We start from the raw sequence: 13,478 nt of genomic DNA, 5'->3' as shown, positions 1-13,478 counted from the left end.
CCTTCGATAGCGGGCCGAGAAGTCAGTTCGCGTCCAGGATCATGACCATGTACGCGGACATGACCATTCCTCCGGCTTGCACCAGGCAGGTGCGCGCGCCGGGGACCTGACGCAGGTCGCATTCACCGCGCAGCTGGCGGACCGCCTCGATCATCAACTGCATGCCGAACTGGCCGGAATGGTTGAACGAGAGCCCTCCACCGGAGGTGTTCAGCGGGAACGTCCCTCCCGGGGCTATTCGTCCGCCGCCGACGAATGCGCCGGCGCCGCCGGGTTCGCAGAACCCGAGCGCTTCCAGCCCTACGAGCACGTTGATGGTGAATGCGTCGTAGATCTGGACCATGTCGATGTCCTGGCGGTCGAGCTGCGCCATGGCCAGTGCGTCGTCGGCGACCATGCGCAGGGCGCCGTTGTCGAGCCAGTCCTCGTTGCTGAGGGGTGTCATGTGATGCCGGTAGGTATCACCGAAGCCGCGAATCGACACCGGTTTCCGCGCCAGGTCGCGGGCACGATCGGTGCTGGTCAGGATCATGGCGCCGGCGCCGTCGTTGATCTGGCAGATGTCGAGCTTGCGGAGCGGGTCGGCGATCAGCGGTGAGGCGAGGTAGTCGTCCATGGTCAGTGGCGCCTGGAGTGCTGCGTTCGGATTGAGCTGTGCCCAACGGCGGGCGGCGAGGGCCACCTCGCCGAGATCTTCTGGCGCACAGCCGAAGCGACTGAAGTACAGCTGGGTCAGCATGGCGTAGTACCCGACCGGATTGAGCATTCCGTACGGCGTGGCGAACTGGCCCATCGGCGAGCGCGGGTCCTGGACAACGCCGCCCCGTGCACGACTCTTGTCCAGGCGCTGGGTGCTGCCGTAGGTGACCAGGGCGACCTCGCACAGGCCTGCCTCGATGGCGGCCATCGCATGGACCAGGTGGGTGATGTTGGACTGGCCGCCGACCACCGTGTTGTCGACATACCGCGGGTGAATGTCCAGGTACTCCGCAACGAGGAGTGCGTTCGCACGATCGTCCCAGTGTGCGAAGACACCGTCGATGTCGGCCAGGCCGAGCCCGGCGTCGAGCATCGCCAGGCGTGCTGCCCGGCATTGCAGCGACAGCGACGTGGAGCCGGCGGGCGCCCTCCCGAGTCCCGCTTCACCGACCCCGACGATGGCGTACCGTCCCGCAAGGGTGCGCTTGTCCGCCATCTCTCAGTCCGTCCCCGTGTGTTCGTCGATGAGCTTGGCGCGTACGTCCTTCTTGAGGACCTTGCCGACCGAGCTGCGCGGCAGCGTGGGCCAGAACTCGACCTGCTTGGGGGTCTTCATGCTGCCGAACCGGTTCCGGCACATCTCGGCGATGCTCTCGGCGGTCACATCGGACTCCGACTTCAGCTCGATCACGGCGGTGAGCCGCTCGCCCCAGTCGTCGTCGGGCACACCGACGACCGCGCAGTCCTGCACCGCGGGGTGCGACCAGATCAGCTGCTCGATCTCGCTGGGGTAGATGTTGAATCCGCCCGAGATCACCACGTCTTTTTTGCGGTCGACGACGTAGAGGTGGCCGCTCTCGTCGAAGACCCCGATGTCGCCGGTGTGGTGCCAGCCGAAGCGGTGGGCTTCGGCGTTCGCCTCGGGATTGTTGAGGTATCCGGGACAGACCAGTTCACCTCGGGCGACGATCTCCCCGCGCTGGCCGGCCGGGACGAAGTTGCCGTGGTCATCCATCAGCGCCACCTCACACGCCCCGGTCGGTCGGCCGGCCGACGCGAGGTGTTCGACGGCCGCGGGGTCATCGCTGAGGTAATGATCCTGACGAGACAGGCACGTGATCACTCCCGGTGCCTCGGACTGACCGTAGAACTGGACGAACACCTGGCCCCACAGCGCCAACCCTTCCTTGAGCTTGTCGACCGACATCGGCGCGGCGCCGTAGATCACGTACTCGAGGGAGGAACAGTCACGGGTCTGTGCGTCCGGATGCGCCAGGAGCCGGTAGATCATTGTCGGCGGTAGGAAGATGTGCGTCACTCGCTCCCGCTCGATCAGTTCGAGGATCACCGCGGGATCGGTCGACGGCGCCAGCACGTTGCGCGTGCCGAAGGCGGACAGCCCCATCGCCGTCGCGCCCGCAGCATGGGTCAGCGGCGCTACCACCAGGTGCACCGGTTCTTTCGCCGGTGCGGTGAATTGATTGGCGATCCGGTAGGCGGAGAGCAGGCAGCGGTGGGTCTGCACGATCGCCTTCGGACGGCCCGTCGTGCCGCCGGAGGACTTGATCAACGCAATGTCGTCGAGATCTCGTCGGGTGCCGCAGGTCTGTCCACTGTGTTCTCGCTTCCAGGCCTCGGCGCTCGGCCCGTTCGCGGTGTGCTCTTCGAAGGCGATACATGCTGTGAGCGTGGGTACTTCGGACCGGATGCGGTCGATGTGCGGGAGGTACTGCTCGTGGTAGACCAACGCCGACATTTCCGTGAAGCGCATGAACCAGATCAGGTCCTCGATCTGATCGCGGGCGTTGAGCGGCACGTAGGTGGCGCCCGCGCGCAGGATCCCGAGCATCGCGACGAAGCCGTCGGGATGATTGGGAGACAGAATGCCGATGTTGCCGTTCCCCAGGCCTTCCTGGGTCAGTCCGTGCGCAATCGCGTGCGACGCGTCCACGACGTCCTGGTAGCTGAGCCGTGCTGTGTCGGACTGCAGAAACGTGCGCTCCGGGTATCGAGCGGCACCCGCGTCGAAGTAGTCGGTGATCATCAGTCTTCCAGCTCTGTCAGAGTGAATTGGGGCAGGACGGTGGTACTGCTGATCCGTTCGAAGCGCACTGCGACTCGGGCGCCGACGCGGATGCGGTCGATCGGGCAGTCCACGATGTTGGTCAGCAGCCGGACCCCCTCGTCGAGGTCGATCATGGCCACGGCATAGGGGAGTTTGTCCGCCATCGAGGGATGCGCGGGAAGCCGGCAGATCGTGAAGGTGTAGATGCGCCCCAGCCCCGCGGACTGCACCCAATCCAGCCGTTCCGACAGGCAGGCCGTGCAGAAAGCGCGCGGGTAGAACTGGTGGCACCCGCAAGTTTCGCAACGCTGGACCACCAGGCGCTCGTCTGCGGCGGCCTCCCAGTAGGCCGCCGTCTCGGCGGTGGGGCGAGGTTCCGGGCGCAGCGCGGCGTCAGCCATTGGCGCGCAGTTCGACGCCGGGTGCCACCAGTCGCACGTTCCGCCGGCTCGGCATCCGTCCGAGCCCGGCCACCAACTCCACGATCGACTGCTCGACGCTGAAGGTGTCCTCGACCGGGACGAGTGCGTCGATCTTCTGGTCGTCGTACATGTACCGAAGGATCATCTCGTCCGGCGAGAGGTGCCCGTGCCGGCCGCGCAGTCGCGGCAGGATCGGGTCGAGCTGCGGCGGTGTCTCGGATATGTCGCGCGAGCCGTTGTTCATCACCAGGTCTCTGACGTTGTCGTCGACGGGCAGAGGCAGCGCACCGAAGTATCCGCACACATACTTTTTCACCTCGTCCGGCACCACGGCGTAGCGCTCGGTGTTCAGGACGTTCATCACCGCCTGGGCCGCGACGATGGCGGGGAACGGCGTCGCCATGACGGGTGAACCCAGCTCCTCGCGAACCCGGCCGATCTCCTCGATCACCGCCGGCAGCTTGTCCGCAATTCCGGCCGCCTTCAGCTGCGCCTCGAGATTCGTCATGGCGCCGCCGGCGTACTGCGTCTGGTAGTTCGAGGGGTCGTACTCCGCCGGGACACCCACCGGGTAACCCAGTTGGTCGGCGAGCTTGCCCAGGTAGTCCCCGACCTCGTCGAGCAATCGGTCGTCGACGGCGACGTCGAACCCCAGGGCGCGCAGGTCGCGGGCCATCATCTGGGCCGACGTCAGCGAGTTGCCGTTGGCCAGCGGGTCAATGGCGGTCAGGATCTGATCCGCGCCGTACACCGCCGCCTCGAGAGCGACCTGCGGACCCATCCCGGTCAAGCAGTGCGTGTTCAGCTCCAGCCGGGTGTCGCCGATCGCGGCCCGCAGCGCCGGTACCAGCGTCCGGGTGCGCTCGACGGTCAGGCTGCCACCGGCATCGGCGAGGCAGATCGTGTCCGGGCCGAAGCGCTCGATGACCTCTCGTGCCTGCCGGACGTAGAAATCGTCGTCGTAGCCCGGCGCGAGGTTGAACACGAGAGCGATCGTGACCTTCGCCCCGAGCCGTTTGGCGACGAGGATTCCGGGTGCCACGTTGTCCCACGAGTGGAGGGAGTCGAGGAACGCGAAGTCGCGGATGCCGTTGACCAGCATCCGCTCGATGAAGAGCTCGTTGATGTCGTCCGGCTGGGGGTAGAAGCCATGAAGCAGGTTGCTGCGGACACCGCTCCGGAGGGGAGTCGTCGTGATCCGATCACGGAGCAGCCGCAACCGCTCGAAAGGGTCCTGATTCAGGAACAGGATTCCGGCGTCGAAGCCCACCATCGCGAGCGCCTCGACGGAACCGAAGCCCGCGTCTTCGATCTTTTCCGCGATGGGCAGCATGTGTTCGGTGCGCATCCGGGTCGCCCACAGGCACTGATGAGCGTCCCGGAGCGTGCCGTCGGTCAGGGCGATCGTCCGTCGCTTACCCGTCCGGGCATATTCGGCCTCGACGAGGTTCCGAAGGTTGGTGAGCACGGGATCACCCTTCCTGTTGCAGATGGATGCGGACACCGGGCGCGTGCACACTCAACGTGGCGTACCGGCCGGCACGCTCGAGCAATCCGCGAGCGAGGCTCTCGTAGGGTGTCAACGCCTCGTACGGCACCACGTCCGCCCTCCGCGGGACCGTGGCGATCGTGACTCCGGCCACCCAGGCGAGCACTGCATCCTCATCGTCGGCTTCGAGATCGGCTTCGACCGTCGGGGACGAGGATTCGGATGACAGCAGTGAGCCGACCCGCGCCTGGAGGTCGGTACGAAGGTCACCATCGACCGTGCCGTACGCGCCCTGCAGCAAGCGGCGCAGCACCGGCCGCAGGCTTTCGTATCTCTGCTCGCCATCGAAGTGACACATCGCCTGCTCGGCGATCGCGCGGGCGAAGGGGGCAACCATCGGCGGCGAGCCCATCTCACGGCGCACGGCCGCGCACTCGGCGGCGAACTCGTGCAGGTCTGCCCAGCGTCCACGCTCGCGCACGGCCTGCCGAACGTCGGCCGCCACCTCGCCCGGCAGCTGATGGACGTACGTCGCCAGATCGAAAGGCCACGCCGCCGCAGCCGGAAAGCCTTCCTGGTCAGCGATATCGGCGAGGATCGCATCGGCGGCCAGCAGGCTGTCGAGGTCAGGCAGATCCAGATGGCGATGCTCGCGTTGCAGGACGCGGATCAACGACGGCAGCGACGGCAGGGAGGCGCCGTTGGCGACCGAGGGCAGCGCCGTGTCGATGCCACTGACGCCGAGCCCGCCGGCCTCGAGAGCGACGACGGTCCCGAGCGCGGTATGGCATCGCGTGTGGAGGTCGAGTGGAGTGCTGCCGAGCGCCGCCACCAGTGTCGGGAAAAGGTCGTGAGCCCGATCCGGTGTCAGTACTCCGCTCTCGTCCCGCAACATCACCCGCGCAGCGCCGGCAGCGACGAGCGAGGCCGCTCGCTGCGCGTAGGTTTCGTCCGACACGCCGTCGTCGGCCGCATAGGGCAGGGCGGCAATGGCGGTCAGCCCCGCGGTGGAGGCAGATTCCAGAGCCGCCTTGAGGCGAGCCAGTTCCAGCAACGGATCCAGCAGGACCACCTGCTGCAGGCCCGCCGCGGCAAGTGCCGACAGCCAGCCGTCGATCGCCGTGGGGCCGAGCACGTCGGCGCCCGGTCGTCCATGCCCGGTCAGCAGGTTGACGGTGGCGCGCAGCGGAACGGAGCCGTAGTGCCGCCGGGCGAGTTCCACCCGCTGCAGCGGGTGCTCATCGCGGGCCAGGCATTCGTCCAGGACCGCCGGGCTGAGCACCTCGACCGCCGCGAGCCCACTGGAGGACAACGCTCCGGCGGGGGCGAGGAGCATCCGATCATCCAGTGCTCCAGCCCAAACCGCGGCCTGGCCGTCGGTAAGACTCGTGTCGGTGAACGTGAGCCGGTGGCTGCTCATGCCGATGCTCCCGCCTCTGCGAGGGACTGACGAGTGCCGAGGTCACGGTCACGCGATGGGAGAAAGGTGTCCTCGACCCATCTCGTGGTGACGGCCCCCTCGGAGAAGTGCGGGTGGGCGAGCACCGCGTGGTGGAACGCCGCGGTGGTCGTCGGACCGGTGACCGTCAACTCGGACAGCGCGGTGCTCATCTTCTCGATCGCCTTGGCCCGGGTGGGGGCGTGCACGATGATCTTCGCGAGAAGTGAGTCGTAGTACGGCGAGACCGTGTACCCCGAATGGCAGTGGGTGTCGACGCGCACGCCCTCCCCGCTCGGCGGCGCCCACTCCTCGACCAAGCCAGGACTGGGGAAAAAGCCCCGGTCGGGGTCCTCGGCGTTGATGCGGCACTCGATGGCGTGGCCGTGCAGGACGATGTCGTCCTGCGCAAAGGACAGCGGCAGGCCGGATGCGATGCGGATCTGCTCGGCCACCAGGTCGCGTCCGCTGATCATCTCGGTCACGGGATGCTCGACCTGGATGCGGGTGTTCATCTCCAGGAAGTAGTAGCTGTTGTCGCGGTCGTCGACGACGAACTCGACCGTGCCCGCACCGACGTAGTCCACATTCCGTGCGAGGCGGACCGCGCTCTCCCCCATGGCGGCACGTTCGTCTTCCCCGAGTACCGGTGAGGGTGCCTCCTCGATCAGCTTCTGATGGCGGCGCTGCGTCGAGCACTCACGCTCACCCAGGTGCACGATGTTGCCGAACTGATCACCGATGACCTGGATCTCGATGTGCCGCGCTCGTTCGATGAACTTCTCGACGTACAGCGTGGGATCACCGAAGGCCGATTGGGCCTCCGAGGATGCGGATCGGAACGCGTCCGGGAGCTCCTCGGCCGACCCCACGACCCGCATGCCGCGGCCGCCGCCGCCCGCAGTCGCCTTGATCAGCACGGGAAAACCGATCTGGGTGGCGATCGTCAAGGCCTCGTCCGGATCGGACACCGCCCCGGAGCCGGGCACGCACGGAACGCCTGCCTCCGCAGCCAGGCCCACCGCCGTGATCTTGTCGCCCATGCTGTCAATGGACTCAGGCGTCGGACCGATGAAGATCAGTCCGGCGTCACCACAGGCACGGGCGAACGACGCGCGTTCGGACAGGAATCCGTAGCCGGGATGGACTGCGTCGCACCGGGTCCGCTTCGCGGCCCGGACCAGCAGGTCCGCCCGGAGGTAGCTGTGCGTCGGCTGGGGCGGGCCGATGACGACGACCTCGTCGGCCATCCGCGCGGCCAGGCTGTCGACGTCCGCCTCGGATACACCGAGAACGGTTTCGATGCCGAGCGAACGGCACGCCCGGATGATGCGAACCGCGATCTCGCCGCGATTGGCGACGAACACCCTCCGGATGTCGTGCCGAACGATGGGGATGTCGCCGGTCATGCTGCGTCCTCCGCCTCGGCTGGATCGACGATCATCAGGATCTGGTTGTGCTCCACAGCTTGCCCGTGCTCGGCGAGGATCGAATGGACCCGGCCCGCTGCCGGCGCCGCGACCGAGTTGAACATCTTCATGACCTCGACCAGGCACAGCGTCGCGGACGCCTCGACCTGCTGGCCCTCTTCCACGAACGGCGGCTGATCCGGTGCGGGCGTGCGGAAGAACGTGCCGGGCATGGGCGCCCGGATCGCGATCATCCGATCCGGGACCTCGGATGTCGCCGGGCTGCTGACGGCCACCGGGGCAGCGGTCGGGGCACTGGCCGGCGCGGGTGGCGGCGTCTTGACGTCCGGGGCCGCGGTGGTGGGGGGCGCTGCGGGGAGTTCGACCGGCAGCGCGCTCAGCTGCGCGGCCCCGGGTTTGCGCGCCTGCAGGACCACGTCTCCGATCCGAAGGTCGAGCGAATCCAGATGCTCCGCGGTGTCCAGCAGTTCAAGGATGCGTCGGACGTCTGCGTGTTGGAGATTCATGTTCCATTCCTCGTAAGTCGCATTCGCGATGGGAGCTGCGGTCAGGCACGCATGGTGCGCGCGGTCGTACCGAGATGTTCGGGCAGGATTCGGTATGCCTGACGGACCCATTCGCACAGCATCGGACGGGTGTCGCGGGGATCGATGATGTCCTGGATGCCGAACCGTTCCGCGGTTCGAAACGGGTTCTCCACGGGTTGGAAGCGGGCATACAGCTCCTCGCGGAGCGTGTTCGGGTCATCGCTTTCCGCGAGCGTGCGCCGGTAGGCGGCTTCGACGCCGCCCTCGATGGGGATCGATCCCCAGTGCGCCGTCGGCCAGGCGAGACGCCGGTTGATGCTGCCACCACCCACCGGGCCGTAGGCGGCGCCGGCCAGCCCGTAGGCGCGACGCACGAACAGCGAGAGCCAGGGGACACGCGCCTGCTCGAGCGCCATCGCTGCCCTGATGCCCTTGCGCAGGGTGCCCTTCTGCTCGGCATCGCTGCCGACGAAGGTGCCGGGCTGGTCGATCAGGTTCACCACCGGCAGGTGGAAGGTGTCGGCCATGTCGACGAACCTGGTGATCTTCTCAGCGGAGTCGACGGTCAATGAGCCGCCGAGCCACCTGGGATCATTCGCGAGGACCGCGACGGGATGACCGTCGAGACGTGCGAGCATCGTGATCTGAGATTGTCCGAAGTAGCGTCCGATCTCGAACAGGCTGCCGTCGTCGAAGACCGAGGCCAGCAACTCGCGCATGTCGTACGAGTACTGCTTGATCGCCGGGATCGTCGTGGACAAGGCCTCATCACGACGGTCCACCGGATCGGCGCAGGGCATCGCCGGAGGGAGCTCGTGGACGCTCGACGGCAGGTAGGACAAGAAGCGGACGACTTGCTCGAGTGCCTCGAACTCGTCGGCTGCCTCGTTGTCGACGACACCTGATCCGCGTGCATGCACACCCGAGCCGCCGAGTTCGGCATTGGTGACGTCTTCGCCCACGGCCTTCCTCACCACCGCAGGTCCACCGGCGAAGAGATAGGAACCTTCGGCGGTCATGATCGACAGGTGGCTCGCGCACACCCTTACCGCACCGAGGCCGGCGGCGGCGCCGAGCGCGACGCCGACGACGGGGACGGTGCCCAACAACTCCACCATCGGCCAGTGCGGGTATCCGGGAATCTTGGTGGCAGACATCTGCTCGAGGAGGTTGACGCTGCCGCCGGCGGTCTCGACCAGCCGGATCACGGGCCAACGGTAGGTCAGCGCCAAGCGCTCGACGTACTGCCACTTCTCGGGGTTGGTCGCCTCCGACGACCCCCCTCGCACGGTGAAGTCCTCGGCCACGACGATCACGTCACGGCCATCGATCTTCGCCTGCCCGCACACAACATTCGACGGTTCGACCGAGATCAGCTGCCCGCGTTCGTCGTAGCGGGCCGAGCCGGTCATCATGCCGATCTCGCGCCACGATCCCTCGTCGACGAGTCGCTCGACGCGTTCGCGCGCCGTCAAGCGGCCGCGCGCGTGTTGGCGCTCGATCTTGTCCGGGCCACCCATCGCCAGGGCGAACTCACGGCGCTTGGCTATTTCCGCTTCGAACCACGGCCGGCCGGTGCTGTCCGCGGCGCTGGTGCCGACGGTCAGGGCCGGGGAATCCGCTCGGGATTCGATCTGGGGCATGGCGAGGTTTTTCCTGTCTGTCAGGGATGCCGGTCAGCGAGAAACCGCGGCCGGGAGTGCTTCCGCTAGGTGCGCGCGTACGTCATGCGTCGAGCGGGCCACGAGGACGCCCGCGTCGGCGAGCGCTGCACACTTTTCCTGCACGGTCGCACCATCGGCGCCGCGCGGTGCGTGACCGAACGGCAGCGCCGTCGGCAAGGAATCGCCGGCACGCCCGGCCACCATCGCGATGATCGGCACCTCGATTCGTCCGTCTGCCACCGCGAGGGCCAAGTCGACTTCTTGGTGACTGGACGGTTCGCCGAACACCACCACGGCGCGGGTGTTCGGGTCACTCGCGACCAGTTCGACGCCTTCGGTGAGGGTGGTGCCGACCGTCGGCATGCCGCCGATGGACATCTGCACGCTGGTACCCAATCCCCACGTCCGCATCAACATCGACAGTTCGGAGGCCATGCCGCCGCTCCGCGAGACGATGCCCACCGACCCGGGGGCGAACCGCTGCCACGGTTCGTCACCGCCGGGACAACCGATTCTGGCCACGCCTGGGACGACGACGCCCTGGGAGTTCGGTCCGATCACGCGGCAGTTGTGCGCTCGCGCGACCTCGAGCGCCCGAAGCCAACGATGCTCTGGAATGTTCTCCGAGCTGACCACGATCAGCTCGATACCCGCCTGCGCCGCCTCCTCGACCGCATCGGCCGCGGCCTGCGGCGGCGCGTAGCTCATCGCCACCTGTGCACCCGTCGCCGCGACGGCCGCGGCGACGGTGTCGAAGACCGGCACCCCGTGCACCTCGGAGCCGCCCTTGCCGGGTGTGACACCGGCTGCCACCTTGACACCTGACTCGAGCATCCAGCGGGTCTCCAGCTGCCCTTGCCTACCGGTGATGCCTTGCACGAGAAGCCCAGGACCAGCTTCGAGAAGTCGACGAATCATCGGGCAAGCCCTTCCAGTTCCTGCGGTGACCGTTCCATGGCGGACAGCAGCAGGTCACATGCATCTTCGAGCGACGCTGCGCGATCAAGTACGAGCGCTCCTGGCAGGCGCTCTTTCAGGACTGCGTGGGCCGCTGCTTCGTGCGGGCCGGCCAGTCGGACGACAGTCGGCACACGAGTAGCGTCGAATCCGGCCCGATCCGCGGCAGCAACGAACTCGAGCGCGACGTCACGCGCATCGGCGAGACTCAGTACTGCGCCGCCGAACAGCACCCCGCGAAGCCCGGGGACAGAGAGTGCGGAACTGAAAAGTGTCTGCAGCTTCTCACTACCGGCACCTGGCGAAGCGTCGAGATAGCAAGCGGGGCGGAGGCCGAGATCCGTCAGGTAGTCCAGCCCCAGAAGTCCCGCACCGCCACCGGTGATCATGCAGGCGACGTCGCCGTCCAACTCGAAGAACTTGATGCCGGCCCGGTTCGGCTCGGCGGCGTCGGCCTCGCGCACTGCCAGCTCGCGCGGGGTGGGTGCGCGGTCCAGAACAGCGCCGGGATCGACCAGCGGTGTCGGCCGGAGTGCCTGTGCGGCCGGATGACCGTGGGGATCGAATTCGACCGCCACACCGACGGCGACCAGTCGCTCACCGTCCCAACGGAACGGGTTGACCTCGATGAGGACGGCCTCCGCACCGCAGAAGGCGGTCCACAGGACCTGCAGCGCACCAGCGATCGCACTTCGCAGCCGTAGGTCGTGGACGGCAGCCTCATCGAGCAGGGCCGCTACCACGTGGTCCTCGAGGCCTTCCGTCAGACCGACCGTCGCGGCTGCCGCCTGGTGCGCGTCGAAACCGACGCCGCCGGTGGCATTGGCACGTACGACGGCGCCACGTGTGGTCTCGTCAAGGGCAATGGAGAGGTAGCACTCCGCACCCTCGACGTACTCCTCCACCACTGCGGGCGCGCCGCTTCGAAGGGTTGCTGTCACGGCGGACGACAGCTCGTCCCGGGTCCGGCAGATGTGCACGAGGCCGGCGAGGCCCTTGCCGCTGCCCGCGATGTCGGGCTTGACCACCCACGGTGGCCCGAACGCAGGCCTGTCCGACGCCGATAGCTGCTCATCCGTCACGACGATCAACTCGGGCGTCTCGACGCCGAGCCGACGAAGCCATGGCATCGCGGCGCTCTCGGTAGCGCGGGGCATCTCGTCTCCCTTCATCCAGGACCTCAGGTGGTGGGCCTCTCGATTCGCCTATCAGCGTGATGCAAGTTACTGATTCAAGGAAGTGGCCACCGTAGACCACAGTGATTGCCATCATCGATCGCGCCGCCTATGGTCTCGGCATGAGATCGGAACAGCTGCGCTACCTGGAGGCGGCGATCCGCCACGGTTCCCTGCGCAAGGCAGCTCAGGAGGCCGGCGTCGGGCAGCCGACGCTCAGCCAGCAGATCCGGCGCCTCGAAGAGGATCTCAACGTCATCCTGCTGATCCGCCGCGCCAACGGGGTCCTCCCCAGCGCCGAGGCCCGGATTCTGCTCCCACACATCAGGCAGGTGCTGCAGGCCGACCGCGCCCTTCGAGAGGAGGCCGGGCTGATCAACGGACTGCGCAGCGGCAGCGTCCGTCTGGGCGCAGTCACCACGGCCAGCCAGATACTTCTGCCGAAAGTGGTCCCGTCCTACCGGAACTCGTTTCCCAACGTGCGCTTTTCAGTGAAGGAATCCGGCTCCCAAGCAGTGCTCGACAGCGTGACGAACGGCGAGCTCGACCTCGGGCTGGTGGTGGGCCCCGGCGATCCGGCCTCCAGCGCGAACCTCACCGCAACCGATCTGATCACCGATGAAGTCGTGCTGTGCGTGCACCGGAGCCATCCGCTGGCGAACAAACCAACCGTCAGCATCCAGGACCTCGAGGGCCAGTCCTGGGTGGTCTCCGCGCGCGGCTTCGCATTGCGGGAGCTGGTGGACTCCACATTCGCACCAACAGCACAGGACATCGTCTATGAGACGACCAACCCGCACACGAGCCTGCTCATGGTCGCCGCCGGAGTGGGCATCGCCATGCTGCCCCGGCATACGCTCCGCGACCACCACTCCGACGAGATCGCCACACCCCTAACGGACTGGGACCCGCCCCAGCTGACCGTCTGCATGATCTGGCGCACGGACACTCAACCAGCGCCCGCGGTACGAAAGCTCATCCAGGCACTGCGCGAGGTCAGTGCGGAATGGTCGCGCAACTACCCGCTGAAGCGGTCGACACCCCCCAAACCGTAGGCGCGATTGTTGCCCGCCATGTGCATGGGACCGCGCTGAGCGGTTTTCCGCCAACTTCATGGGACCACCTGGATTGCCAGTCCAACGAAAACTGGGCGAGTTCGACGGAAATTTTCGACCGTTGCGCGGCCTCACCGCCGGTTTGATGACCTGTTCAACCTCGTGACCGATCCCGCGTTCCTTCTGGTGGCGTGGGCTCGGGTGCGGGCCAACAAGGGTGCCCGCACGCCCGACGTAGATGGGCGAACCACCTACTACGTCGAGGAAGTGCGCGGAGTCGAGAGCTTCCTCGACGAGTTGCGGTCGTCGTTGAAAGACCGCAGTTTCCGTCCACTGCCGGTGCGGGAGCGGATGATTCCCAAGGCGAACGGCAAACTCCGTCGCCTCGGGATTGCGACCGTGACCGACCGGGTGGTACAGGCATCCGTGAAGCTGGTGTTGGAGTCGATCTTCGAGCCGGACTGTGCGCCACGAGGCGCTGCTTTTACCGGACGCGGTGAGAGACCGTGTCGGGCTCTTGTCGCAGCAAGGGCCTGGAAGCTGGAGACAGCCTGATC

Annotated in this window: 12 protein-coding genes; 2 read left to right on the top strand and 10 right to left on the bottom strand. The window is 67.0% G+C overall.

Annotated features, from left to right (window positions below; all coding sequences use genetic code 11):
* Positions 1–22 precede the first annotated feature (22 nt).
* The 10 genes from AB0I53_RS21800 to AB0I53_RS21755 are packed head-to-tail and all read right to left on the bottom strand — an operon-like array spanning position 23 to position 11,863.
* Positions 23–1,195 (bottom strand): thiolase, encoded by a 1,173-nt coding sequence (locus AB0I53_RS21800; RefSeq protein ID WP_358605750.1) that lies wholly within the window; start codon positions 1,193–1,195, stop codon positions 23–25.
* Between the two features lie 3 nt (positions 1,196–1,198).
* Positions 1,199–2,743: an AMP-binding protein gene (locus tag AB0I53_RS21795; RefSeq protein ID WP_358605747.1), complete on the bottom strand. Its 1,545-nt coding sequence runs from the start codon at positions 2,741–2,743 to the stop codon at positions 1,199–1,201.
* Positions 2,743–3,165, bottom strand: coding sequence for a Zn-ribbon domain-containing OB-fold protein (locus tag AB0I53_RS21790; protein WP_358605745.1), 423 nt, complete (start codon positions 3,163–3,165; stop codon positions 2,743–2,745). The genes AB0I53_RS21795 and AB0I53_RS21790 overlap by 1 nt, the downstream gene beginning before the upstream one ends.
* Positions 3,158–4,654 carry a hypothetical protein gene (locus tag AB0I53_RS21785; protein WP_358605743.1) on the bottom strand — a complete coding sequence of 499 codons (1,497 nt, stop codon included), beginning with the start codon at positions 4,652–4,654 and terminating at the stop codon, positions 3,158–3,160. Before AB0I53_RS21785 ends, AB0I53_RS21790 begins: the two co-directional genes overlap by 8 nt.
* 4 nt (positions 4,655–4,658) lie before the next feature.
* Positions 4,659–6,095 carry a hypothetical protein gene (locus AB0I53_RS21780; protein WP_358605740.1) on the bottom strand — a complete coding sequence of 479 codons (1,437 nt, stop codon included), beginning with the start codon at positions 6,093–6,095 and terminating at the stop codon, positions 4,659–4,661.
* Positions 6,092–7,522, bottom strand: a complete 1,431-nt coding sequence (accC, locus tag AB0I53_RS21775) for an acetyl-CoA carboxylase biotin carboxylase subunit (protein WP_358605737.1) — start codon at positions 7,520–7,522, stop codon at positions 6,092–6,094. The genes AB0I53_RS21780 and accC overlap by 4 nt, the downstream gene beginning before the upstream one ends.
* The gene (locus AB0I53_RS21770) at positions 7,519–8,049 is read right to left on the bottom strand and encodes a biotin/lipoyl-containing protein (RefSeq protein WP_358605734.1); all 531 of its coding nucleotides are present in this window, start codon (positions 8,047–8,049) and stop codon (positions 7,519–7,521) included. Before AB0I53_RS21770 ends, accC begins: the two co-directional genes overlap by 4 nt.
* 41 nt (positions 8,050–8,090) lie before the next feature.
* Positions 8,091–9,713, bottom strand: a complete 1,623-nt coding sequence (locus AB0I53_RS21765; RefSeq protein WP_358605731.1) for a carboxyl transferase domain-containing protein — start codon at positions 9,711–9,713, stop codon at positions 8,091–8,093.
* 33 nt (positions 9,714–9,746) lie between these two features.
* Complete coding sequence (locus AB0I53_RS21760; RefSeq protein WP_358605728.1) at positions 9,747–10,652, bottom strand: CoA-binding protein; 906 nt, start codon at positions 10,650–10,652, stop codon at positions 9,747–9,749.
* Positions 10,649–11,863: an ATP-grasp domain-containing protein gene (locus AB0I53_RS21755; RefSeq protein ID WP_358605725.1), complete on the bottom strand. Its 1,215-nt coding sequence runs from the start codon at positions 11,861–11,863 to the stop codon at positions 10,649–10,651. The genes AB0I53_RS21760 and AB0I53_RS21755 overlap by 4 nt, the downstream gene beginning before the upstream one ends.
* A gap of 125 nt (positions 11,864–11,988) precedes the next feature.
* Between AB0I53_RS21755 and AB0I53_RS21750 the strand changes: the two genes are divergently transcribed.
* The gene (locus AB0I53_RS21750; RefSeq protein WP_358605722.1) at positions 11,989–12,921 is read left to right on the top strand and encodes a LysR family transcriptional regulator; all 933 of its coding nucleotides are present in this window, start codon (positions 11,989–11,991) and stop codon (positions 12,919–12,921) included.
* 162 nt (positions 12,922–13,083) lie between these two features.
* Positions 13,084–13,476 carry a hypothetical protein gene (locus AB0I53_RS21745; protein ID WP_358605719.1) on the top strand — a complete coding sequence of 131 codons (393 nt, stop codon included), beginning with the start codon at positions 13,084–13,086 and terminating at the stop codon, positions 13,474–13,476.
* Positions 13,477–13,478: the final 2 nt, after the last annotated feature.

The sequence above is a fragment of the Saccharopolyspora sp. NPDC050389 genome (genome assembly GCF_040655595.1).
Classification (GTDB): Bacteria; Actinomycetota; Actinomycetes; order Mycobacteriales; family Pseudonocardiaceae; genus Saccharopolyspora.
The sequence above is the reverse complement of the archived record's forward strand: the minus strand, read 5'-3'. Positions and strand labels throughout refer to the sequence as shown.